Genomic DNA, 23,446 nt, shown 5'->3' with positions numbered 1-23,446 from the left:
GGGGTAGTTTTTATAAACAAATTTTATCAATAGTGATTTTAAGTAGAAAAAAGATGTAGCGAGGCGTCCGCTACATCTTCTATTTTAGTGTGTCTTACAAGCTTCGTATAGACCTTTTTCTTTAATTACTTTAATTAATGTTTCACCGATTACCGAAGGCGTTGGTGCTACTTCAATTCCCGCCGCGTTCATGGCTTTGATTTTTTCAGCTGCTGTTCCTTTACCACCTGAAATAATCGCACCTGCGTGGCCCATACGTTTACCTGGAGGTGCTGTTTGACCACCAATGAAGCCAACGACCGGTTTTGTCATGTTGGCTTGAATCCATTCAGCTGCTTCTTCTTCAGCTGTACCGCCGATTTCACCAATCATTACAACTGCATAGGTTTCCGGATCTTCATTGAATGCTTTTAAGCAATCGATGAAGTTCGTCCCATTCACCGGGTCACCACCGATACCTACTGCTGTCGTTTGACCGATACCTTCTTGAGAAAGTTGGTGTACCGCCTCGTATGTTAATGTACCAGAGCGCGAAACAACGCCTACATGACCTTTTGTATGAATGTAGCCTGGCATAATCCCAATTTTACACTCATCCGCCGTAATAACACCCGGGCAGTTTGGTCCAACTAAACGTGTTTTTTTGCCCTCCATATAACGCTTTACTTTGACCATATCCAGTACTGGAATATGTTCTGTAATACAGATGGTCATATCTAACTCTGCATCTACCGCTTCGATAATTGCATCCGCAGCAAATGGTGCTGGTACATAAATAACCGATACGTTGGCACCTGTTGCTTGTACTGCATCTGCTACTGTGTTGAATACTGGAACACCCTCGATTTCAAGACCACCTTTACCTGGTGTTACCCCTGCAACGATTTTTGTACCGTATTCAAGCATTTGTTTTGTATGAAAAAGGGCTGTTTCCCCTGTAATCCCTTGTACAATTACTTTTGTATCTTTGTTAATGAACACGCTCATGCCATAACCCCGCCTTCAGCTTCAACTAATTTCACGATTTTTTGCGCACCGTCAGCCATTGAATCGGCTGCTACGATGTTTAAGCCCGATTCATTTAATAATTTTTTACCTAAGTCTACGTTTGTTCCTTCTAAACGTACTACTAATGGCACAGCTAAGCCGACCTCTTTTGCAGCAATGATTACACCTTCTGCAATGATGTCACACTTCATAATGCCGCCAAAAATGTTAACGAAAATTCCTTTCACATTTTTGTCTGATAAAATAATTTTAAATGCTTCCGTTACTTTCTCAGCCGTTGCACCGCCCCCAACGTCAAGGAAGTTAGCGGGTGAACCGCCGTAATAACTAATCGTATCCATCGTTGCCATCGCAAGACCCGCACCATTTACCATACAGCCGATGTTGCCATCTAAAGAAATATAGCTTAAGTCATATTTTGATGCTTCCACTTCTTTTGCGTCTTCTTCATCGAAGTCACGTAATTCAACGATATCTTTGTGACGATATAATGCGTTTGCATCGAAGTTAAATTTCGCATCTAATGCTACTACTTGGTCATCCCCCGTTACAACTAGTGGGTTAATTTCTACTGTCGATGCATCTTTATCGATAAATGCTTTATAAATACCAAGCATTAATGCCACAGATTTATTCACTAATTTTGAAGGAATGTTCATGTTGAATGCCATACGACGTGCTTGGAATGCATTTAAGCCAGTAACTGGGTCAATCACTTCTTTGAAGATTTTTTCCGGATTTGACTCCGCTACCTCTTCAATATCCATACCGCCTTCTTCCGAACCCATCATGACTACGCAAGAAGTGGCACGATCAAGTACCAAACTTAAGTAATACTCTTTTTTGATGTCTGATCCTTCCTCTATATAAAGACGCTTTACTTCTTTACCGTCTGGACCTGTTTGGTGAGTAACTAAGATTTTACCAAGTAATTCTTTTGCGTACGAACGTACTTCATCTAAATTTTTTGCGATTTTTACACCGCCAGCTTTTCCGCGTCCACCTGCATGGATTTGTGCTTTTACAACTGTTACGTTTGCACCTAGTTCTTTTGCAACTTTAACAGCCTCTTCTGGTGAAAATGCTACGCTCCCCTTTGGAACTGCAACACCGTATTTTCTTAATATTTCTTTTCCTTGATACTCATGGATATTCATGATACATCCTCCCATCGGACATTTGGAAATTATTCTACTAACATATTCTATTCTAAACAATAATTCTGATAATGTCTATATTTGTCACAGTTGCATTTTTTACTTTATTTTATGTCAAAATATGCTCTTTAGATGATTTTTACAATTTTAAAAAAAGATAGATAAGCTATAAAATTGATAATTATCATTGTTTATTCACATTTATTTGTGAATTATTATTCATAAAATAACCTATTCGAGAAATACAATGCACTTATTACTTATTTATTGTTATTGTAAAAATAAAAAACAGCAAGCTATTTTGGTAGCCTACTGTTCATAGTTAATTTATGTTTTTCATCTAAATGATAGATAAAGGCAAATACTTCTGCCACCGCTTGATACAACTCTTCGGGGATGGATGTATTTAAATCAAGCTGTCCTAACAGTTGGACAAGGTTCGGGTCTTCGTAGACAGGTACATCATGAAGTGATGCCTGCTCTAAAATGTTTTCAGCAATTTTCCCTCTTCCCTTAGCCACAACGGTAGGGCCGTTACTTTTTTGGGGATCATACGTTAAAGCAATAGCTTCTTTTCGTACAAATTTTTTCTCACTCATACCCGAATGTCCACCCCACCTTGCTGTTCATCTGACTGAGTTGCATTTTTTGTGACATTTTTAGCATGTTGCTCCCCAAACGGCTTAATGAACACGCCAGATAACGTATACTCTTTATCCAATAAGCCTGCCTTTAACGTACCTTTTAACGACATTGCGAGCGTATCTAACTGCGGAATATCGTTATATACATTGATCGTCACAACTCGGTTTTGTACTTGCATGTCAATGACCGTTTGCGCTAAATTTTCCATATTCAAATAAAACATGACCCGCGCAAAATTAGCATCGATTTTACCATCTTCTTTCATGCGACCATTCCATTGAAGCGTTGCATCCATTTTCTTTCCGAAAAACTCTAACGGCACTTGCATGACAAGCTGGTGTTGATGACCATTCTCCCCCGAAGATAATTGCATCCCGTTTAATCGTGCCATCACGGTTTCTGCCGCATCACGTAGGGCTGGTGGGGTTTGCATATCTTGAATAAGCGCCAGTAGCTGTGGTTTCATTTGCTGTGCGACCGCCTGAACATCGCCCGCTTTGTTAGCCAAAGCCGCCTCATAGCTTACACCAAGCCCCTTTAACACGGTTTTAATGGCTTGTTCCATCGCTTTACTATCTGCTGCAGATTGCACCTGTGCTTCTGCCTGTGTCAACGCACTTTGCATTTGCGGCAGTGGGCTATCTTGAGTCACCTTCACTAAATTTCGTAGTAACATGTCATTTTGAGGCACGTTCGTACCAGGCTTTAACAAACTTAACAGTTGATCCTTTGCCGATACACCTTGTTCGTTTTGCGTAAACAAACGTGTTGTTGCGTTTTCACTAAATGCTTTTGTTAGTTGCTCTTGCATTTGTTTTGCAAACACTTCAATCGCTTGCTTGGATGGTGGAATTTGTTCGAAACGTGAAATCAACTGCTGGATTTGCTGCTTTTGATTTTGCGATAACAGCGATTCATTATTGACCCACGCTTTCACCTGATCAAGCACTGGCTTTAACTGCTCGGGTGAAGTGTTTGTAAGTTGCTGAATCATAGGACCTGCCTGTGTTGGTAGTGCACTTCCTTGTGTCGTCTGCTGTGTTGCTGTTTGACTCGCACTTTGCCAATTTTGGAGCGTCGCATTATTCGGTACAACGCCCGCTTCTTTTAAAGCAGTTAACGCTTGGAGCTTCGTTGCTACCGATGATGACTGATCCATTAACGTTTGCGTCGCACGCGCCAATAATACGCCGCCGGTTTCATTATTAAGTGGTTTCGCAATTTGATTGATTTGCTGAAGTAAATTCGATTTTAACGTTTCATTACCGCCTGTTTGATTGGCCAGTAGTTGTGCTAAATTCGCTAAATTCGCCGACATGCCGTCTGTTTTCGCGCCCTGCGTTAACGCCTGAAACACCGTATTGGTAAACGGCATTTTAAGCTCAACCATACGCTGTAAGGCTTGTAGCGCATTATTCTTCTCTACTCCTGCCGGTAAGTTTTTCATCCACGCTTCGGCAGATAGTAATTGCTCCTTTGAAATCGGTAGCTGTGCTTTCATAAAATGCGACAGCACCTGCTGCATTTCTGAGGATTTCGGTAAGTTCATTGTATCGAGCAGCTGATTCATTTGCTGTGTTTGGGTCATCGCTTGTGACATGGGCCCTGTCACGACTTTTAATTCCGTTTGCGGATTCGTTGCCGTTACTTGGAAAAAGTGCGCGTCGCCAACCTTTAAAGGTACTTCAAGTTTCGCCATCATCTTTTGATTACCTACTTGTACCTCTGCCATTTGATCTGGATACAGTTGCTTAATCGCTCCATGAAAGACTTGATCCTGGCGTAGTGCTAACGGCTGGTTTGTAGTCACTTGTTGTTGGTTGTTGACTTGTATCGAATTAAAGGATGCAAAATTCATAAAGGTCACTCCCTTTGTGTAATCATAGATTTAATCGGTTCAAATGTTTTTCGGTGATGAATCGTCGGTCCGTACTTGGCCAACGCCTCTAAATGCTGTTTCGTACCGTAGCCTGCATGTTGCGCAAAGCCATACTGCGGAAACGCTTCGTCCAGTGCTTCCATATAATCATCACGGGCAGTTTTTGCTAAAATCGACGCTGCAGCAATCGCTAAGCTTTTTGCATCGCCTTTAATGATCGATGCTTGCGGAATATCTGTATGCAGCGTCATTGCATCGGCTAAAATAAAATCGGGCTGCACTTCTAACGCTTCCATACTTTTTAGCATCGATTGGCGCGTTGCCTCATAAATATTTAATCGGTCAATTTCCTCTGCGCTTTGGAAATGCACTGCGTAATAGAGTGCATGTTCTTTAATACGCTTTGCAAAGTCATTGCGTTTTTCTTTTGATAATTGTTTCGAATCATTAACACCTAATAGTTCCACACAATAGTTCGGTAAAATAACGGCCGCAGTTACAACTGGCCCTGCAAGTGGTCCGCGCCCTGCTTCATCCGTACCAGCAACAAAGGCTGCTTGATGCGGTAAATAACTTGCATCAAAATCCAGTTTTGCTTGATGCGCTTGTTTTAACGCTTCTTGCTTTTCTAAACGTTTATGAAACTGTACCAAGGCTTTCACAACCCCCGCACGCTCATCTTGCGCGATTTCTGTCATCCACTCTTCTACTTGCGTTGCTTCTTTTAGTGCTTGTGTAATTTCTTTAATCGTTTTCATCTAGGTCCCTCTACTCTTTCATTACGTGTTATATCGACAGTTCTTTTCATTATAAAAGAAAAAACCTTCCTCATAAAAATGAAAAAGGTTTTCACGTAATTATTCTTTATTTTCTAAGCGTTGCTGACGACGAAGTTCTGCTGTTTTTTTACGGCGTTCTTCATTTTCAATTTCAATCGCTGCTGCTAATTTTTCTTTTTCAAGCTGTTCTTTTACAAAATCCAACGTAATTGGCCCTAAATGTTGGTCACGAATATCACGTACGATTAATACTGCTACTTGATCGTAGTCAATTTCGCCACCTTGTCCAAATACACGGCGTAATTTCCCGATATGATCAAATGTTTCAACAAGCTCTTCACTAACCGACGTCAATTTATAGCGTTCTTCCATACGTGCTGGATAGTTTGTCGCTAAAAAATTTAAGCCAAAAATCGCTAAATCTTCCATATTAATAATCGTATCTTTAATGGCACCTGTTAACGCTAATTTATAACCAACTTGTTGGTCTTCAAATCTCGGCCATAAAATACCTGGTGTGTCTAACAACTCGATGTCTTTTGCTACTTTAATCCATTGTTGCGACTTTGTAACACCTGGCATATTACCTGTTTTCGCTAAGTTTTTCTTTGCTAAACGGTTAATTAATGTTGATTTCCCTACGTTTGGAATCCCAACGATCATGGCACGAATCGCACGTGGCTTCATGCCTTTTGCTTTCATACGATCCCACTTCTCCGCTAAGATCTCTTGAGCGCCCTTTATGACCGCTTGTAAGCCTTTCCCTTCAAATGAGTTAATTGCTACAGCCTTAAAGCCTTTATCGGCGAAATATTGAATCCAGCGACGTGTTTCGGTTTCATCCGCCATATCTTGCTTATTTAAAATGAGTAAGCGTGGTTTTTGATGAATTACTTCATCAATCATGGGGTTACGTGATGATAACGGTAAACGTGCGTCTACAAGCTCAAAAACGATATCCACTAACTTTAAGTTTTCTGATACTTGGCGACGCGCCTTCGCCATATGTCCCGGGAACCATTGAATTGTCATAATAATTACCTCCTGATTGTTTCATTTAGAAAAACACATTTCGCGCCAAACAGCGTGAAATGATGTCTTTTCTTATGTGGATTTCCTTAAAAAGTTATACTTTCCTATCCACTAAAAAAATGAGGAGAAAAACTACCCCCTCATTTTTATGTGTTGCTGTTTTATTTGCAAAGTTATTTTACAATTTCAATTTCACTTAGTGGCCAGAAAATAATACTTGTGTTACCAATAATTTCTTTCTGGTCAACAATACCGATATGACGGCTATCTTTACTGAAGCGACGATTGTCACCCATCACAAAGACATAGCCTTCTGGAATCACATCAAGTGATGGATCGATATCTTTAAGTGAGAAATCGCCTGTTAAATTGCCTTCGCTAACTTGTGCTTTATAAGCGTCTAAATAGGGCTCATCGATTGCTTCACCATTAATGTATAGCTGGTCATCTTTATATTCAACATAGTCACCCGGTAAACCAATTACACGTTTAATGTAATCTTTTTGTTCAGGTGCATGGAACACGACGATATCAAAGCGCTCAGGCTCTCCGATTTTGTAGCTAAACTTGTTCACAATCATTCGATCTCCATTTTCAAGGGTTGGCATCATTGAATCCCCATCAACTACTATCGGTGTAAATAAAAAATAACGAATAAATGCTGCGATAGCAAACGCAATTAATAGAGCTTTCGTCCATTCCCAAAGCTCATTTTTCTCTTTTTCAGTTTTTTCCACGTAGCGATCCCCCTTGCTTATAACACTTATTGTATACGAAATATGTATTACAAGCAAAAATATAATCTATATTGCTTACCGTTAAAAACCACCTGCCACACGATTCGATGCGTTAGAATGCTTTTCTTTTACGGATTTTCAAAATCCTAGTCGGTCATAGTCATAAAGAAAGGGACTTGTATACACAAGCCCCCTTCTAAAAAGTTCTTATCGAATTTCTTTAATACGAGCAGCTTTACCACGTAGGTTACGTAGGTAGTAAAGTTTAGCACGACGTACTTTACCTTTACGAACTACTTCTAATTTAGCGATTTTTGGAGTGTGTACTGGGAAAGTACGTTCAACACCAACGCCGTAAGAAATTTTACGTACTGTGAAAGTTTCGCTAATTCCGCCACCACGACGTTTAATAACTACACCTTCGAATAATTGGATACGCTCACGAGTACCTTCAACTACTTTAACGTGTACCTTAACAGTGTCACCAGGACGGAATGAAGGTAAATCAGAACGTAGTTGTGCTTTTGTGATTTCTGTAATAATGTTTGACATTATATTCTCTCCTTAGACAGATGCTCTTGCACGCGCATATTTACGCCACAGCGGAACACCGTGATTCAGTGCTTTTGCACAAATTGTATCTTATCATAAACAATAGGGCATTTCAAGTAAATTTGCTTTACATTTGCGCCTTAATTTTATCGAGTACTTTTTGCTGTTTTTCTGTCAGCTCGAGTACATCTAAAAGATCTGGTCGACGTTGTAATGTACGCAAGAATGATTGTTCCTCACGCCACTCGTCAATTTTCGCATGGTTACCTGATAACAGCACGTCAGGCACCTTCATCCCACGGAAATCCGATGGGCGGGTGTAATGCGGGTGCTCAAGTAACCCTGTAGAAAATGAATCTTGAATATGAGAATCTGCTTGTCCTAAAACGCCCGGTAAAAGACGTACAACCGCATCAATGACCGTCATGGCTGGCAGCTCCCCACCTGTTAGTACGAAGTCACCAATCGAAATCTCGTCGGTTACAAGATGCTGACGAATCCGTTCATCATAGCCTTCATAGTGACCACAAAGGAAAACTAAATCTTCCTCTTGTGCAAGCTCCTCTGCCTTCTTCTGCGTAAAGCGCTCGCCTTGTGGACACATCAGGATCACACGTGGCTTACGGCCCTCTGTAATCGCTTCTACGGCGTTAAACATCGGCTCTGGCTTTAACACCATGCCCGCGCCGCCACCGTATGGATAATCATCCACTTGCTTATGCTTATTTTCAGTGTACTCACGAATGTCAGTAACTGCTAATTCCACAGCACCCTTTTCTTGGGCCTTTTTTAAAATCGATGCACCGAATACACCAGAAAACATATCTGGAAATAAACTTAATACATGAATGTTCATTACAATAAGCCTTCCATCACGTGGATAATGATTTTCTTTTCATCGACATCAATTTCTTTCACGACATCCTCAATATACGGAATGTAATACTTCTTACCACTTTCTGCTTTTACTTCCCATACATCGTTGGCACCTGTTTCTAAAATGTCTGTTACGACACCGATCAGTTCACCTTCTTCTGAATACACTTCACAATCTTTAATTTCGAAGTGGTAGTATTCGTTTTCATCTAGTTCATCGTCCGCTAATTGATCCATCGTAATCTTTAGTAACCCTTCTTTAAAAGGCTCAACTAAATTGATGTTTTCCATTCCTTCAAACGTAACTAAAATAAAGTTTTTATGACGACGTGATGTGCCAATCGTTACCCATGTTGGGTGTTTATCGTCTTTTTTAAATGCGGCTAATTTTGCGCCAACTGCAAAGCGTTCGTCTTCAAAATCAGTTGTTGAGATAACACGTAATTCTCCGCGAATCCCATGTGTATTCACAATACGTCCTACATTAAACCATTCCATGTTTCGTTCACCTCTAATATCTATTTTACCCACATCATAACAAATATTTGAGAAAAGCGCTAAAGCGCCCTTTAAGCCTCGACAGACATTGGAGGGCCCGACGCAAAAATAAACGCTCCACCACTTTTGCAGGAGGGTTCGAAATGTCCGAGGGGCTGGCGCTTTAGCCTAGACACTCTATGACGTGAAAATTTTATACTTCCTTATTAATTAAAAAAAGAAGGGTTAGCAAAATGCCACCCTCCTTTTACTAATCCAATATATCGACGTATGTCTTTTTCTTCTGGTGACCGCCCGCGGCTGAGTACACAATCGTACGAATTGCTTTCGCAACACGTCCTTGCTTGCCTATCACTTTCCCTCGATCCTCAGGATGAACAAAAAGCTTATAAACAACTCGATTTGAAGTTTCGTCCGTCTCAATACGTACGTCTTCAGGATAATCGACTAATGGTTTCACAATTGCTTCAATCAGCTGCTGCATAGAGCCACCTCCGAATTAATCATTGAATTATTTGCTGTATTTAGCGTTATGGAATTTCTCCATGATACCTTGTTCTGAGAACAGGTTACGTACAGTATCAGATGGTTTTGCACCATCAGTTAACCATTTAAGAGCTAGCTCTTCATTGATTTCTACTGTTGCTGGTTGAGTAAGTGGGTTGTAAGTACCTACTGTTTCAATTTGACGACCGTCACGTGGTGAGCGAGCGTCTGCAACTACGATACGATAGAAAGGAGACTTCTTAGCTCCCATACGTTTTAAGCGAATTTTAACTGCCATTTTAATAGCACCTCCGAATAAGTTTCACACAAGATATTATATTAGCAATGTCTTGAGGGTTTGTAAAGTGTTTTTTCTTAACACCTTAATTTTTTATTTAAATAATTGATCAAAACCTGGCATTTTCATCTTTTTCTTGCCTTTACCTTGCGTCATGCCAGTCATTTGCTTCATCATTTTTTTCATATCTTCAAACTGTTTTAGCAAACGGTTTACTTCCTGAATTGACGTACCTGAACCTGTTGCAATACGTTTTTTACGGCTTGCAGAGATAATTTCTGGGTTTGTTTTTTCAGTAGACGTCATTGAATAAATGATTGCTTCAATGCGACCCATTTGTTTTTCATCGACTTTTGCATTTTCTAAGCCCTTCATTTTGCTGGCACCTGGAATCATTTTTAATAATTCATCTAATGGGCCCATTTTTTTCACAGCTTGTAATTGCTCGATGAAATCGTCAAAGGTAAAGCTTTGCGTCATGAATTTTTCTTCAAGCTCTTTTGCTTTATCCATATCGACGTTTGCTTGTGCTTTTTCGATTAACGATAACACGTCACCCATACCTAAAATACGTGACGCCATACGCTCAGGATGGAATGGCTCAAGCGCATCCATTTTTTCACCCATACCCACGAATTTAATCGGTTTTTCGGTAACAGCACGAATTGAAAGTGCCGCACCACCACGCGTATCACCGTCTAATTTTGTTAAGACGACGCCTGTAATACCCACTGCTTCATTAAAGTTTTGCGCTACATTGACCGCATCTTGACCAGTCATGGCATCGACAACTAAGAACACTTCATCAGGTTCTTTTAATGCACGAATATCTTTTAATTCTTGCATTAACGTTTCATCGATATGTAAACGGCCGGCTGTATCGATTAATACAACATCGTGATGCTCTTCTTTCGCATGTTCAATCGCTTGGCGCGCGATTTCTACTGGAGAAATATCTGTGCCAAGTGCAAATACCGGTAAGCTCAGTTGCTTCCCTAATGTTTGTAACTGTTGAACTGCGGCAGGACGATACACGTCAGCAGCAACTAATAATGGTTTTTTATTGTATTTTTTACGTAAAACGCTCGCTAATTTACCAGTCGTTGTCGTTTTACCAGCACCTTGTAAACCAACCATCATAATGACTGTCGGTGGACGTGTGCTAAATTTAATCGGGCTTTGTTCGCCGCCCATTAATGTAGTTAATTCTTCTTGTACGATTTTAATTACTTGCTGACCAGGTGTTAATGACTTCATGACATCAACGCCAACAGCACGCTCACTTACTTTTTTTACGAATTCCTTAACTACCTTTAAGTTTACGTCCGCTTCGATTAAGGCAAATCGGACTTCACGCATCATTTCTTTAACGTCTTGTTCCGAAACTTTCCCTTTACCTTTAATCTTTTGGATCGTACCTTGGAGTCGCTCTGCTAAACCTTCAAAAGCCAACTCGTTCGCCTCCTAATCCGATTCCTTCAATTGTTCAACTAATGCTAAACGTGACGCTACTGAAGTCGTATCGTCCTGTATGGCACCAGTCAGTTGTTTTAATACTTCTTGGCGTTGTTGAAATTTACCAAAAAGTTGTAGTTTATCTTCATATTCTTCAAGCATCGCCTCAGTACGACGAATGTTATCATAAACAGCTTGACGCGAAATACTGTAGCTCTCGGCAATTTCACCAAGCGAATGATCATCTAAATAATAAAGCTCCATGTAACTGCGTTGCTTGTCTGTTAAGAGTGCTTGATAAAAGTCGAAGAGAAAATTCATGCGTGTTGTTTTTTCAAGTAGCATTTTATCTCTCCAATCGTAATTTGTCTCTTTTATCATAATCGCGACTACGCTTACTGTCAAGGCAATTCCCTTGTCTTTCTTTTAGTTGTGACAAAATTTGTGAAAATAAAAGGGATTGTCCAGAATGCTTTCTGGACAATCCCTTCTCATTACTCTTCGAATTCTTTTAACTCTTGCTCTAAGCCATCTGCGAATAAGCCGTATACGTAACGTTCTGCGTCAAATGGTTGTAAGTCATCCATTTTTTCGCCAAGACCCACAAACTTTACTGGAATGTGTAATTTGTTACGAATAGCTAATACGATACCGCCTTTTGCTGTACCGTCTAGCTTCGTTAACACGATTCCGGTTACATTTGTTACCTCTTTAAACGTTTGTGCCTGTACAAGCGCATTTTGACCCGTTGTCGCATCTAGCGCTAATAAGACTTCATGTGGTGCGTTTGGAATTTCACGTGAAATCACGCGGTGTACCTTTTCAAGCTCGTTCATTAAGTTAACTTTGTTTTGTAGACGCCCTGCCGTATCACAAATCAGTACGTCAACACCACGGTTTTTCGCCGCGCGAATCGCATCGTACATCACGGCAGCTGGGTCAGAGCCCTCTGACTGCGCAATCACTTCAACGCCAACACGCTCGCCCCAAACCTGTAATTGCTCAATCGCACCCGCACGGAATGTATCACCCGCAGCAAGCATGACGGATTTACCTTCAGATTTTAGACGATGTGCTAATTTACCGATTGTTGTCGTTTTACCAACACCATTTACCCCAACGAATAAAATAACCGTTAAGTCGCCATCTTGTTGAATATTTAAGTTTGTTAAGTTATCCTCACCCGACTCATAAATTTCAACTAGCTTTTCTGAGATAATCGCTTGGATACCGTTTGTGTCCTTAATGTTTTGACGCTGTACTTCAAAACGTAGCTTATCCATTAATTCCATAACTGTTTCAAAGCCTACGTCCGCTTGTAGTAATAATTCTTCTAATTCCTCGAAGAAATCTTCATCTACTTTACGATAACGTGCCACTAAATCATTCACTTTTGATGTAAATGAATTACGTGTTTTTTCTAAGCCTGCTTTGAATTTTTGTGTAATTGACCAAGCAGAAGGTTTTATCTCTTCTACCTTTTCTTCAACTACTTCTGGTGACTCAAGTACTTCGTTACCAAATAAAATAGCTTCCACTTGCTCAGCTTCGGCTTTTTCAGGTGTAGCTGCTACTTGCTTTACTTCTGGTTCAACAACTTCTTCTGCTTGCTCTACCGGCTCCTGAACAGTTGTCTCTTCGATTAAAGCAACTTGTGGTTGATCGGCTGTTTCCTGTTCACTAAGCGCAAGTTGGTCAACTTTTTGTTCTTGCTCTTCGTTGCCACCAATTAATTTTTCTTTCAGTCGTTTAAAAAAGCTCATGATTAGACACTCCCTTGCATTACTAAATCCGTTTCTTCTTCTAGTTTTACCGATACAAGCTTTGATACACCCGATTCTTGCATCGTAATCCCATACAGAACGTCTGCGCCTTCCATCGTGCCTTTACGGTGTGTAATGACGATGAACTGCGTTTGGCTACTAAATTTACGTAAATAATCACTATAACGCGCAACATTCGATTCATCGAGTGCTGCTTCTACTTCATCGAGTACACAAAATGGTACTGGACGCGTATTTAAAATGGCAAATAATAAAGCAATCGCGGTTAATGCACGTTCACCACCTGATAACAAGCTTAAGCTTTGTAGCTTTTTACCCGGTGGCTGCGCAATAATTTCGATACCTGTTTCAAGTAAATTGTCTGGATCCAGTAGCACTAAATCAGCTGTACCACCACCAAATAATTCACGGAATGACACAGTAAACTGCTTACGGATTTGCTTAAATGTTTCGTTAAAGCGCTCGGTCATTTCTTCATCCATTTCACCAATTGCTTTATGAAGCGTATCTTTTGCCGCGACTAAATCTTCACGTTGCTCACTTAAGAAAGCATAGCGCTCCTGTACACGGTCAAATTCTTCAATAGCTGCTAAGTTGACTGGACCTAATTCTTCAATCGACTGTTTTAATAGTTTTACTTTACGACGCACTTGATCTTCGTCTTCAATATCGATTGCCAAGTCTTGTGCTGTTATAATATCAAGCTCATATTGCTCGAGTAATTGTTGCTGCAAGTTTGTTTTTTCAAATTCAATACGACTACGTTTTAATTCTAATGCGCGGATTGCGTCGACATAGCTTTTATGTACACGTTGTACTTCTTGTAATTGAATTTCGGTTTCTGTAATTTGCTCATGCAGTGAATCACGTGACGTACGATTTTTTTGAATCGTTTCTGTGAGTACATCCTTCTTCGTTGCCCAGTTGACAATCGTTTGCGCTAACTCTTCAGCAGAAGGCCCATTTAAACCATCTTCTGATTCAATCCAATCAATTTCCTGAGTAATCTTTTCGGCTTGGTCTTTTGCTTTCGTTAAGTTGAGCTCAATCCCCGCGATGGCAGCCTGCACTTGTGTTAACTGCTCACCAGCAACCGCTAACTCAGAGCGTTGCTGCGCCAATTGCTCACGTAATACATCTTTTCGTGTTTCACTTTGCGCTTTCGCTTTTGTTAACTCATCAACCGTTTCTTGCACTTGCTGTAATTCATCGCTTAGTTCTGCTAAACGCGTTGTCGCTTGCTCGTGCTGCTCAGCGAGTGAGTCTTTGCGTGTTGAAAGCGTAGATTGCTCTGACTGTGTTAGCGAAACCGTTGTTTGTAAGCTTTTCACGGTCATATCAAGTTCTACTAATTTTGAACGATGGATTTGCTCTTGCTCGCGCAGTACCTCACCTTGCAGCTTCATATCTTCAAGCGTATGGCGTAATTCTGCGATTTGCGACTTCTTCAACGCTACGGTTTGTTCTGCTGATTGAATCGTTTTTTCCATATCCGTTAACGTTGTCACTAATTTGTCTAACTCAGCTTTTCGTGAGAAGAGTGAGCTTTGCTGTTTTACTGCACCACCTGTTAACGAACCACCTGCATTGATGATATCGCCTTCTAGTGTAACAACACGGTATTTAAAGCCTAATGTACGCGCAATTTGACTGGCCCCTTCTAAGTTGGCTGCCACAAGGACATTTCCTAAAAGGTTTTCCACAATATTCGTATTTTCAGGCGCATAGCTTACTAATTCATACGCTAATGCAACATATGCCGGATGCGACTGAATGTCATACAATTGCTGCTGTGCAATTTTACGCGAACGCATAACGGTTTTCGGTAAAAATGTTGCTCGTCCCGCGCGTTTTTGCTTTAACCAACTGATTGCTTTTTGCGCGTGCTGTTCGTTTACTGTCACAATATGCTGTGAAGCCGCACCTAATGCTGTTTCTAATGCTTGCGAATATTTCGCTTCGACTTGAATTAGCTCAGCTACCGCGCCTTCAATACCTTGTAACTCACCACGATCACGTGCAAGTAATATTTCTTTAACACCGTGGAAGAAGCCTGAGAAATCAGCTTCCAACTCGGCTAACGTTTCTTTACGTGCCTTTAACTGCTGATGATGTTGATACGCTTTATATAACAGCGCTTGCTTTTCATCTAAATCCGCGGTTGCTGTTTTTAACTTCGCTTGTAATACATCGGATTGACTCAGTTGCTCTTTTAACGCCTGTTCTGCTTGTTCAAGGATATGCGAGGTCGTTTGCTGTGAAACAATAGCCTGCGCCAGTTCCTTTTGCATTTCAGAAGAGCGTCCCGTCATACGATCTGATGAGGCCTTCTCTTGTGATAGCTGCTGATCAATATGCTTTAATTCATTTTTTACAGTCGCTTCTTCATTTAATAAGTTAATGAACATATTTTTTGCTTGTTCAATTTCTTGTTCAATTTCAGAAGCACTACGTGTTAAGGCTTGCTCTACTTGCTTGATTGCCGAGCGCACTTGTTGTACCGCTTTTTGCTTTTCAGTAAATTGCTGGCGATTTTCTAGCTCTTGCTGTACTAATTCCGTAACCTTCTGATTCGCTTCTTTTAACGACTGCTTTAACTGTTGGATTTGCTTTTCGGCATTCGAGCGTTTTTCGTTAAATAACGCTTTACGCCCTTCCCAACGTTCTACTTCGGCACTCGCTTCTACAAGCTGCTCTTGCGAATTATCTAATACTTCATCGATAGTCTTTAATTCGGTACGCATGTTGCGCAAATTCGTTTCAGATTGGGCCATTTTCGCCGCATGCTCTTTTTCGGTTGTTGCTAACGTACGATGCTCCTCATCAAAGCCTTTTAATGTTTTTTCATGACCTAATACATCATGCACCATCAACGCAATATCAAAGTCTTTCAACTCCGCGGTCATACGTACATAATCTTTTGCGCTAGATGCTTGAATTTTCAATGGCTCTAAGCGATTTTCAATTTCATGCAAAATATCGAGCACACGGTTTAAGTTTTCATCCGTTTCAACTAACTTGTGCTCGGCTTTTTTCTTACGTAATTTATATTTTAAAACGCCTGCTGCCTCTTCAAAAATGCTACGACGATCGTCTGGACGACTGTTTAATATTTCATCAACGCGTCCTTGTGAAATAATCGAAAATGCTTCTTTTCCAAGGCCTGAATCCATAAACAAGTCCGTAATATCCTTCAGGCGACATTGCTGATTATTCAGCAAATATTCGCTATCACCTGAACGATACACACGTCTCGTTACACTAATTTCTGTGTATGGAATCGCAACGCGTTCATCTGTATTATCTAAAACGAGTGTCACTTCCGCAAAATTTAATGCTTTTCGTGATTCACTCCCAGCAAAAATGATATCTTCCATCTTTGCCCCACGTAAACTCTTTGCTGATTGTTCACCTAATACCCAGCGAATCGCATCGGTAACATTACTCTTACCGCTACCATTTGGACCTACTACCGCCGTTACTCCGGGAACAAAATCAATCCCAATACGTTCAGCAAATGATTTGAACCCTACTACTTCAAGTCGTTTAAGGAACATATTATTCCCCCTCTAGCTTTGACTGCTTAAGCATAACCATCGCACTTTGCGCTGCTTGCTGCTCAGCTTCTTTCTTCGATTTCCCTTTACCTAAGCCAAGCTCTTGGCTATTTAACAACACACGTGATACAAACGTTCTGTTGTGCGCTGGTCCTTTTTCATCGACAATTTCGTAATGTAAAAGACCATTATTTGTTTGTTGAATAATTTCTTGTAATTGACTTTTAAAATCCATCACATGCGAAAAAGCACCGACTTCTACTTTAGGGAATACGACACGTTCTAAAAATGCGACAACGACATCTAAACCTTGGTCTAAATAAAGCGCGCCTACAAATGATTCAAATACGTCTGCAAGTAATGCTGGACGCTCACGACCACCTGTTAGCTCTTCCCCTTTACCTAATAACACAAATTGACCAAAATCCAATTCGTTAGCAAACACAACTAATGAAGGCTCACATACAATTGATGCACGCAGCTTCGTTAATTCGCCCTCGCTCATATTTGGGAATTTTTCGAACAAATACTTCGATACAGATAACTCTAACACTGCATCCCCTAAAAATTCTAATCGTTCGTTGTCCGTAAATTGTTTGCGTCGATGCTCATTCACATAAGATGAATGTGTGAAGGCTTGATAAATCAGAGCCTTGTTTGTGAAATGAATATTTAATTCATTTTCTAATACTTGAAATTGTGCTTTTACTTTTTCAGGGAGTACCCCAATTTTTTGGTTACTTCCTTTTTTTCTTTGCGTCATGGACTTTCTGCCTTCCTTCTGGTTTCTATCGTTTAGTTTACATTGTTCTATAACTTTGTGCAAAGGGTTGTCATAAAAAAACGCGTAAAATCAAGGAATTTTACAATTACCACTCACGATAGCCTACCATTTTCTAAATTTTGAAGTCTTTTGTCATTTGAAAGCATGAAAAAGGGCCCTCTATTGTATGTTATATACAATAGAGCACCCTGTACATTCATTAGCTCACTTTGCTTTCGATGTATGAAAGAGCATCACCAACTGTAGCGATTTTTTCTGCATCTTCATCAGAAATTTCCATATCGAACTCATCTTCAAGCTCCATAACTAATTCAACAACGTCTAATGAATCGGCACCCAAATCATCACGGAATGATGCTTCTAATTTTACTTCGCTTTCGTCAACGCCTAGGCGATCAACGATTACTTTTGATACGCGTTCAAATACTGTAGACATATTGTCACCTCCCCTCAAGAATGTGTTGCTTACGCCATCACCATACCACCATCAACTTGTAATGTTTGACCGGTAATGTACTTCGCACTATCCGATGCGAAAAAGGCAACCGCTTTTGCAATATCTTCTGGTTGACCGAGCTTCGCTAATGGAATTTGTTTAAGCATCGTTTGCTTTAACTCTTCCGGTAAGCTATCGGTCATCTCTGTCGTAATAAAGCCTGGTGCAATCGCATTGACTAATATGTTGCGCGACGCTAGTTCTTGCGCCGTCGTTTTCGTTAGACCGATTACGCCTGCCTTAGCTGCAACGTAATTTGCCTGCCCCGGGTTCCCGACAACACCGACGATCGACGAAATATTAATAATTCGTCCTGCACGCTGCTTCATCATTTGACGAGCAACCGTCTTTGTACAAAGAAATACACCTTTTAAATTCGTATTTAACACATCATCCCACTCGTCGTCTTTCATACGAATAAGTAAATTATCGCGTGTAATCCCTGCATTATTAACTAAAATATCAATCGAGCCATATGTCGAAAGCGCGGTTTGCATTAATTGCTGTACAGATTCCCCGTTCGCAACATCTGCTTGTACAGCAATTGCTTCGCCGCCATTTGTTTTAATTTCGTCTACAACTTGTTGTGCCTTATCCGCACTACCGCTGTAATTGACAACAACACGCGCGCCAAGACTCGCTAATTCTAATGCAATCGCACGGCCTATCCCGCGAGAGGCGCCCGTTACAACCGCACATTTCCCCGTTAAACCCATTGTGTCCACTCCTTTGATGCTTCAACAACTTGCGCAAAGCTTGCCTCATCAGAAACGCAGTATGTTTGTACATTGCGATCAATTTTCTTCACTAACCCAGATAATACTTTTCCTGGTCCGCATTCAATAAATACGGTAACACCTTCTGCAATCAGCTTTTGTACATTTTGTTCCCATTGTACAGAGCTCGTTACTTGTGCCACCATTTCTTGTCGGATCACTTCTGGTGTTGTTAAAATTTCTGACGTTACATTACTAACTACCGGAATTTTCGGTGCTTTCACGTCTAACGTTTTTATTGATACTGCTAAGTTGTCTGCTACTTGTTGCATTAACACACTGTGGAATGGTCCACTTACGACGAGTGGAAGCGCACGTTTTGCCCCCGCTTCCTTCGCACGTTTACATGCCTCGTCGACACCTTGTTTCGTCCCCGAAATCACAATTTGGCCTGGGCAGTTGAAGTTCGCAACTTGTACGACTTCACCAGTACTGGATACTTGTTCGCAAATGGCATTTAGCTGATCCCCATCTAGCGCTAAAATTGCTGCCATTGCCCCAAGACCTGCTGGCACTGCCTCGTCCATATACACCCCACGCTTATGAACCGTTTGCACTGCATCTTCAAACGTTAGCACGTCTGAGATAACAAATGCGCTGTATTCTCCTAATGAATGACCCGCTGTATAATGCGGTGTAATTCCTGCAGCGATTAACTTATTGGCGATCATGACGCCTGTTGTTAAAAGTGCTGGCTGTGCATGATATGTCAGTGTTAACGTTTCCTGTGGACCGTTTAACATATAGTCCGACAGCGGTAACTGTAACACTTCGTCTGCACAATCATAAAATTGTTTACTATTTTCGTCGCTTGCTACAAGCTCCGCACCCATCCCCACGGATTGCGAACCTTGCCCCGGAAAAATAAACGCGATTTTCGTCATATCAATATTCCCCTTTGTGAAAAAAGCTTTATTCTGGTTTTGGCATTTGTTCAATCTTCGTTGCAATAGTTTCGCATACTTTATGCTCCACCATAATAGAAGCTTGTCGAATTGCACTGTAAATAGCACGTGGATTAGACGAGCCGTGTGCTTTAATCACTGGTGCTTTTAAACCGAATAATGCCGCGCCACCATACTCTGTATAATCCATTTTATCTTTTAAGCCTTTTAAATCTTTTTTGATAAGTGCTGCTGCAAGTTTTGTTTTCGTCGTTGCGAATAATGTCTCTTTTAACATCTTAAAAATCATCCCAGCAGTTCCTTCAATTGTTTTTAACACCATGTTCCCTGTAAATCCGTCTGTCACAACGACATCCGCTACCCCATTTAACAGCTCACGTGATTCAACATTGCCTTCAAAATTGAAATCTGCCTCTTTTAGTAATGTAAACGCTGATTTCGTTAATTCATTACCCTTTTTATCTTCTGTCCCGATATTTAATAATCCAACACGAGGCGACGTCATACCGCGCACTTGCTTCACGTAAATATCACCCATGATGGCATATTGTAGTAAGTTTTCGGGCTTTGCATCGGCATTGGCACCTAGGTCTAGCATTAAGAAGCCATCACCATTCATCGTTGGTAAAGTTGTCGCTAACGCAGGACGTGAAACCCCTTCGATACGTCCTACTTTAAATAAGCCACCTGCCATTAATGCGCCTGTGTTCCCAGCAGACAAACAAGCATCCGCCCTACCTTCAGCCACCGCTTCTAACATGCGTGTCATCGAAGAATCCTTTTTACGGCGAACCGCGCGTGCCGGATCATCCTCGGCTTCAACAACTTCTGTACAATGTACAACCGTTAAGCGACTATGCTGCTTTAAAAACGGAGCCATCTTACTTTCGTCACCGTATAAATTAATTTCTAAATTTGGAAAGTCTTCAAGAGCTAATAAGACACCTTCGACAATTGCTTGTGGGGCGTTATCTCCACCCATGCCATCTACTGCTAACTTCATTTTGCTTCTTCACCTTTCGTGCGGTACATTTCAAATTCGCCTCTGAAAACGATTTCGTTATCTACGGTTGACGTCACTTCAATTAATGTACGATTTTTTTCAGGATGTTTGCCCTTTACAATAGCTTTCGTTACAACACGATCCCCTGCTTTTACAGGTTTTACGAAAGCCACGTTGGATTTGACGGTTAGTGCAAGCTCATCATCAATTACCGCAACCGCTAAAGAGTTGGCTTGTGCAAATAAGTGATGTCCGCGTGCAATGCCATTACGTTGGAATACATGTTCTTCACTCACATCAAAAATCGAAATGGCGCGGTTATCTAACTCGATATCAATAATTTCACCAATGACTTCGTCTAATGGGAGTGATTTTACTTCATCATATTTTTTCGCAGCAACATCTTTTATACGCTCACGCAATTCCGGAATAGCTAACTCCATACGATCCAGACGAATCGTTTGAACGCTGACATTAAATTCCGTTGCTAATTGTTCATCTGTCACGAAAGGATTGTCGGATATTTTTTCAGTCAGTAACGACTGTCGCTCTTTTTTGGAACGCTTCATACGTATTTGTTACCTGCCTTTAATTTTATATAAGATTAGTATTAGCACTTGGTACTAATATCAATATACAGTGTACAAAAAAAGAACGCAACATTTTTTTGTCGCGTTCTCCTAAATTTAACGTATTTAATCGATACGCTCGCCTTCAAGCACACCTGAAGCAGCTAGTTTGTCACGTAGCGGCTCGTACTCATCTTCTTGCCAAAACGCTTCATCGTACAGCATTTTTGCCGCATCCTGTCGTGCGGTTTCAAGCGCACGGTAATCATGTACTAAATCCGCCATTTTAAATTCCGGCATCCCACTTTGACGCTTGCCGAAGAAATCACCCGAACCACGTAGCTCTAAATCTTTTTCAGCTAAACGGAAACCATCATTTGTTTCGGTCATACTGGTCATACGCTCTTTGCCCTCATCGGTTTTCGGATCAGCAATTAATACACAGTACGACTGATGTTCCCCACGTCCGACACGTCCGCGCAACTGATGAAGCTGCGCTAAACCAAAGCGTTCGGCATCATAAATCGTCATAAACGTCGCATTCGGTACATTTACCCCGACCTCTACAACCGTAGTTGACACAAGTACATGGATGTCGCCATCACTAAACGCACGCATAACAGCATCTTTTTCATCTGGGTGCAATTTCCCGTGCATTAATCCGACTTTAAAGCGGTTGCCAAAGTACATCGATAAATGCTCAAACGCTTCAACCGCATTTTGCACATCTAGCTTATCGGATTCCTCGATTAATGGTGTAATTACGTATGCTTGACGACCAGCTTCTAACTCCTTCGTCATACGCATTAGCACACTATTCAACTGCTCTTTTTTCAGCCAATGTGTTTCGATTTCTTTACGTCCAGCTGGTAACTCATCAATAATCGATACATCCATTTCACCAAACGCCGTAATTGCAAGCGTTCGTGGAATCGGTGTCGCCGTCATAAACAGGACATCTGGGTTTTCACCTTTATCTCGAAGTACACGGCGCTGCTCTACCCCAAATCGATGCTGCTCATCCGTAATAACAAAGCCTAGGTTTTTAAACTCAACACCCGGTTGAATCAGCGCATGCGTACCAATTAAAATATCAATCTCTCCCGCTGCCAGTTGAGCTAAGAGTTCACGACGCGCCTTGGCTTTTGTTGAGCCTGATAAGATTGCGACGGTAATACCAATTGCATCAAACCAAGCATGTAAGTTTTCTGCATGTTGCTCTGCTAAAATTTCAGTTGGCGCCATTAAGGCTCCCTGATAACCAGCTGTTACTGCCGCATAAAGTCCAATTGCCGCAACAACGGTTTTACCCGAACCAACGTCCCCTTGCAGTAAACGATTCATACGCTGCGGCAAAAGTAAGTCTTTACAAATTTCATTGACCACACGCTTTTGTGCTCCGGTTAATTCGTAGGGTAATGTCGCAATAAACACCTTTAATTTATCTAAATCATAGCGAATTGAAATCCCTTTTTCGTTTTCCTTATTCGCTTTTCTAAGCGCTTGAATACGCAACTGAAATTCAAGTAGTTCCTCATAAACAAAACGGCGACGTGCCTGTTTTGCATGTTCAGCATCTTGCGGAAAATGTACACCTTCTAGCGCATCTTGCAGCACAAGTAATTGATAGCTGTCACGTAATGTGTGCGGTAATGTTTCTGGCAGCTCTTCTTTTACCGTATCAAGTGCTTGACGCATATATTTGCGGAAGCGCTTTTGCTGCAAGCCCCCTTTTAAGCTATACACCGGTTCGAAATCCACTTGCTCCGTTTTCGGTCCAAACGTTACAGAACTCCCGACCAGCACTTGACGACCACGATCCCACTTACCTGTTACCGTAATCGTCATGCCTGTTGAAATTTTTTGGCGTAAATAGTTTTGATTAAAGAACACCACTTTAATTAAATGACGTCCTGCTAATGCCGTAAATTGTAGGCGTGATTTATTTTTCCCTAAAAATAAGGCAGTCGGCTCACTTTCAACACGCGCTTCAATCGTGACGCGCTCATTGTGCGGTGTTTCTGCTAAATCCTTTAAACGAAAATCTTCGTGACGATACGGAAATGTCCAAATTAAATCATGTACCGTGTGGATGCCGATTTTTGCTAAACTTTCAGCCGTTTCCTTACCGATACCTTTTAAATTCGAAACAGGTTCATGAATCATTCAC

The 23,446-nt window shown here is 41.0% G+C and carries 23 protein-coding genes; all 23 read right to left on the bottom strand.

Annotation, left to right across the window (positions count from 1 at the left end):
- Window positions 1-84: 84 nt before the first annotated feature.
- Window positions 85-987, bottom strand: coding sequence for a succinate--CoA ligase subunit alpha (gene sucD, locus NSQ62_RS04180; protein WP_341322672.1), 903 nt, complete (start codon window positions 985-987; stop codon window positions 85-87).
- The gene (sucC, locus tag NSQ62_RS04175; RefSeq protein ID WP_341322671.1) at window positions 984-2,165 is read right to left on the bottom strand and encodes an ADP-forming succinate--CoA ligase subunit beta; all 1,182 of its coding nucleotides are present in this window, start codon (window positions 2,163-2,165) and stop codon (window positions 984-986) included. Before sucC ends, sucD begins: the two co-directional genes overlap by 4 nt.
- A 296-nt stretch (window positions 2,166-2,461) precedes the next feature.
- Window positions 2,462-2,764, bottom strand: a complete 303-nt coding sequence (locus NSQ62_RS04170; RefSeq protein WP_341322670.1) for an EscU/YscU/HrcU family type III secretion system export apparatus switch protein — start codon at window positions 2,762-2,764, stop codon at window positions 2,462-2,464.
- Window positions 2,761-4,668, bottom strand: coding sequence for a hypothetical protein (locus NSQ62_RS04165; protein ID WP_341322669.1), 1,908 nt, complete (start codon window positions 4,666-4,668; stop codon window positions 2,761-2,763). Before NSQ62_RS04165 ends, NSQ62_RS04170 begins: the two co-directional genes overlap by 4 nt.
- Before the next feature lie 5 nt (window positions 4,669-4,673).
- Window positions 4,674-5,447: a ribonuclease HII gene (locus NSQ62_RS04160; protein ID WP_341322668.1), complete on the bottom strand. Its 774-nt coding sequence runs from the start codon at window positions 5,445-5,447 to the stop codon at window positions 4,674-4,676.
- Window positions 5,448-5,546: 99 nt separating this feature from the next.
- Complete coding sequence (ylqF, locus tag NSQ62_RS04155; RefSeq protein ID WP_341322667.1) at window positions 5,547-6,500, bottom strand: ribosome biogenesis GTPase YlqF; 954 nt, start codon at window positions 6,498-6,500, stop codon at window positions 5,547-5,549.
- Between the two features lie 173 nt (window positions 6,501-6,673).
- On the bottom strand, window positions 6,674-7,237 hold the full coding sequence (lepB, locus tag NSQ62_RS04150) for a signal peptidase I (protein WP_341322666.1): 564 nt from the start codon (window positions 7,235-7,237) through the stop codon (window positions 6,674-6,676).
- A gap of 207 nt (window positions 7,238-7,444) precedes the next feature.
- Window positions 7,445-7,789 (bottom strand): 50S ribosomal protein L19, encoded by a 345-nt coding sequence (gene rplS, locus NSQ62_RS04145; RefSeq protein ID WP_341322665.1) that lies wholly within the window; start codon window positions 7,787-7,789, stop codon window positions 7,445-7,447.
- 127 nt (window positions 7,790-7,916) lie between these two features.
- Window positions 7,917-8,645 (bottom strand): tRNA (guanosine(37)-N1)-methyltransferase TrmD, encoded by a 729-nt coding sequence (gene trmD, locus NSQ62_RS04140; RefSeq protein ID WP_341322664.1) that lies wholly within the window; start codon window positions 8,643-8,645, stop codon window positions 7,917-7,919.
- A complete protein-coding gene (gene rimM / locus NSQ62_RS04135; RefSeq protein ID WP_341322663.1) occupies window positions 8,645-9,163 on the bottom strand; it encodes a ribosome maturation factor RimM in 519 nt (172 codons plus the stop codon). The genes trmD and rimM overlap by 1 nt, the downstream gene beginning before the upstream one ends.
- A gap of 250 nt (window positions 9,164-9,413) precedes the next feature.
- Window positions 9,414-9,647, bottom strand: coding sequence for a KH domain-containing protein (locus tag NSQ62_RS04130; RefSeq protein ID WP_008403311.1), 234 nt, complete (start codon window positions 9,645-9,647; stop codon window positions 9,414-9,416).
- 27 nt (window positions 9,648-9,674) lie between these two features.
- Window positions 9,675-9,947 (bottom strand): 30S ribosomal protein S16, encoded by a 273-nt coding sequence (gene rpsP, locus NSQ62_RS04125; protein ID WP_341322662.1) that lies wholly within the window; start codon window positions 9,945-9,947, stop codon window positions 9,675-9,677.
- 93 nt (window positions 9,948-10,040) lie between these two features.
- Window positions 10,041-11,399, bottom strand: coding sequence for a signal recognition particle protein (gene ffh / locus NSQ62_RS04120; protein ID WP_341322661.1), 1,359 nt, complete (start codon window positions 11,397-11,399; stop codon window positions 10,041-10,043).
- A gap of 12 nt (window positions 11,400-11,411) precedes the next feature.
- Window positions 11,412-11,747, bottom strand: a complete 336-nt coding sequence (locus tag NSQ62_RS04115; protein WP_341323881.1) for a putative DNA-binding protein — start codon at window positions 11,745-11,747, stop codon at window positions 11,412-11,414.
- Between the two features lie 149 nt (window positions 11,748-11,896).
- Complete coding sequence (gene ftsY / locus NSQ62_RS04110) at window positions 11,897-13,165, bottom strand: signal recognition particle-docking protein FtsY (RefSeq protein WP_341322660.1); 1,269 nt, start codon at window positions 13,163-13,165, stop codon at window positions 11,897-11,899.
- A gap of 2 nt (window positions 13,166-13,167) precedes the next feature.
- Window positions 13,168-16,743: a chromosome segregation protein SMC gene (smc, locus tag NSQ62_RS04105; RefSeq protein WP_341322659.1), complete on the bottom strand. Its 3,576-nt coding sequence runs from the start codon at window positions 16,741-16,743 to the stop codon at window positions 13,168-13,170.
- A gap of 1 nt (window position 16,744) precedes the next feature.
- The gene (gene rnc / locus NSQ62_RS04100; RefSeq protein ID WP_341322658.1) at window positions 16,745-17,506 is read right to left on the bottom strand and encodes a ribonuclease III; all 762 of its coding nucleotides are present in this window, start codon (window positions 17,504-17,506) and stop codon (window positions 16,745-16,747) included.
- Between the two features lie 220 nt (window positions 17,507-17,726).
- A complete protein-coding gene (gene acpP, locus NSQ62_RS04095; RefSeq protein ID WP_341322657.1) occupies window positions 17,727-17,963 on the bottom strand; it encodes an acyl carrier protein in 237 nt (78 codons plus the stop codon).
- Between the two features lie 29 nt (window positions 17,964-17,992).
- On the bottom strand, window positions 17,993-18,739 hold the full coding sequence (gene fabG, locus NSQ62_RS04090; protein ID WP_341322656.1) for a 3-oxoacyl-[acyl-carrier-protein] reductase: 747 nt from the start codon (window positions 18,737-18,739) through the stop codon (window positions 17,993-17,995).
- Window positions 18,730-19,683: an ACP S-malonyltransferase gene (fabD, locus tag NSQ62_RS04085; RefSeq protein ID WP_341322655.1), complete on the bottom strand. Its 954-nt coding sequence runs from the start codon at window positions 19,681-19,683 to the stop codon at window positions 18,730-18,732. Before fabD ends, fabG begins: the two co-directional genes overlap by 10 nt.
- A gap of 28 nt (window positions 19,684-19,711) precedes the next feature.
- The gene (plsX, locus tag NSQ62_RS04080) at window positions 19,712-20,707 is read right to left on the bottom strand and encodes a phosphate acyltransferase PlsX (RefSeq protein WP_341322654.1); all 996 of its coding nucleotides are present in this window, start codon (window positions 20,705-20,707) and stop codon (window positions 19,712-19,714) included.
- A complete protein-coding gene (fapR, locus tag NSQ62_RS04075; protein ID WP_341322653.1) occupies window positions 20,704-21,276 on the bottom strand; it encodes a transcription factor FapR in 573 nt (190 codons plus the stop codon). The genes plsX and fapR overlap by 4 nt, the downstream gene beginning before the upstream one ends.
- Window positions 21,277-21,402: 126 nt before the next feature.
- Window positions 21,403-23,442 carry an ATP-dependent DNA helicase RecG gene (recG, locus tag NSQ62_RS04070; RefSeq protein WP_341322652.1) on the bottom strand — a complete coding sequence of 680 codons (2,040 nt, stop codon included), beginning with the start codon at window positions 23,440-23,442 and terminating at the stop codon, window positions 21,403-21,405.
- Window positions 23,443-23,446 lie beyond the last annotated feature (4 nt).

Origin of the sequence: Solibacillus sp. FSL H8-0523 (genome assembly GCF_038051985.1) — a bacterium.
Lineage (GTDB): Bacteria > Bacillota > Bacilli > Bacillales_A > Planococcaceae > Solibacillus.
This window is presented reverse-complemented; position numbering and strand designations above follow the sequence as displayed.

What these genes read in the sequence shown, in the direction of transcription:
- sucD (WP_341322672.1), bottom strand. Translation starts at nt 987, where the DNA reads ATGAGCGTGTTCATTAACAAAGATACAAAAGTAATTGTACAAGGGATT.
- sucC (WP_341322671.1), bottom strand. Translation starts at nt 2,165, where the DNA reads ATGAATATCCATGAGTATCAAGGAAAAGAAATATTAAGAAAATACGGT.
- NSQ62_RS04170 (WP_341322670.1), bottom strand. Translation starts at nt 2,764, where the DNA reads ATGAGTGAGAAAAAATTTGTACGAAAAGAAGCTATTGCTTTAACGTAT.
- NSQ62_RS04165 (WP_341322669.1), bottom strand. Translation starts at nt 4,668, where the DNA reads ATGAATTTTGCATCCTTTAATTCGATACAAGTCAACAACCAACAACAA.
- NSQ62_RS04160 (WP_341322668.1), bottom strand. Translation starts at nt 5,447, where the DNA reads ATGAAAACGATTAAAGAAATTACACAAGCACTAAAAGAAGCAACGCAA.
- ylqF (WP_341322667.1), bottom strand. Translation starts at nt 6,500, where the DNA reads ATGACAATTCAATGGTTCCCGGGACATATGGCGAAGGCGCGTCGCCAA.
- rplS (WP_341322665.1), bottom strand. Translation starts at nt 7,789, where the DNA reads ATGTCAAACATTATTACAGAAATCACAAAAGCACAACTACGTTCTGAT.
- trmD (WP_341322664.1), bottom strand. Translation starts at nt 8,645, where the DNA reads ATGAACATTCATGTATTAAGTTTATTTCCAGATATGTTTTCTGGTGTA.
- rimM (WP_341322663.1), bottom strand. Translation starts at nt 9,163, where the DNA reads ATGGAATGGTTTAATGTAGGACGTATTGTGAATACACATGGGATTCGC.
- NSQ62_RS04130 (WP_008403311.1), bottom strand. Translation starts at nt 9,647, where the DNA reads ATGCAGCAGCTGATTGAAGCAATTGTGAAACCATTAGTCGATTATCCT.
- rpsP (WP_341322662.1), bottom strand. Translation starts at nt 9,947, where the DNA reads ATGGCAGTTAAAATTCGCTTAAAACGTATGGGAGCTAAGAAGTCTCCT.
- NSQ62_RS04115 (WP_341323881.1), bottom strand. Translation starts at nt 11,747, where the DNA reads ATGCTACTTGAAAAAACAACACGCATGAATTTTCTCTTCGACTTTTAT.
- ftsY (WP_341322660.1), bottom strand. Translation starts at nt 13,165, where the DNA reads ATGAGCTTTTTTAAACGACTGAAAGAAAAATTAATTGGTGGCAACGAA.
- smc (WP_341322659.1), bottom strand. Translation starts at nt 16,743, where the DNA reads ATGTTCCTTAAACGACTTGAAGTAGTAGGGTTCAAATCATTTGCTGAA.
- rnc (WP_341322658.1), bottom strand. Translation starts at nt 17,506, where the DNA reads ATGACGCAAAGAAAAAAAGGAAGTAACCAAAAAATTGGGGTACTCCCT.
- acpP (WP_341322657.1), bottom strand. Translation starts at nt 17,963, where the DNA reads ATGTCTACAGTATTTGAACGCGTATCAAAAGTAATCGTTGATCGCCTA.
- fabG (WP_341322656.1), bottom strand. Translation starts at nt 18,739, where the DNA reads ATGGGTTTAACGGGGAAATGTGCGGTTGTAACGGGCGCCTCTCGCGGG.
- fabD (WP_341322655.1), bottom strand. Translation starts at nt 19,683, where the DNA reads ATGACGAAAATCGCGTTTATTTTTCCGGGGCAAGGTTCGCAATCCGTG.
- plsX (WP_341322654.1), bottom strand. Translation starts at nt 20,707, where the DNA reads ATGAAGTTAGCAGTAGATGGCATGGGTGGAGATAACGCCCCACAAGCA.
- fapR (WP_341322653.1), bottom strand. Translation starts at nt 21,276, where the DNA reads ATGAAGCGTTCCAAAAAAGAGCGACAGTCGTTACTGACTGAAAAAATA.
- recG (WP_341322652.1), bottom strand. Translation starts at nt 23,442, where the DNA reads ATGATTCATGAACCTGTTTCGAATTTAAAAGGTATCGGTAAGGAAACG.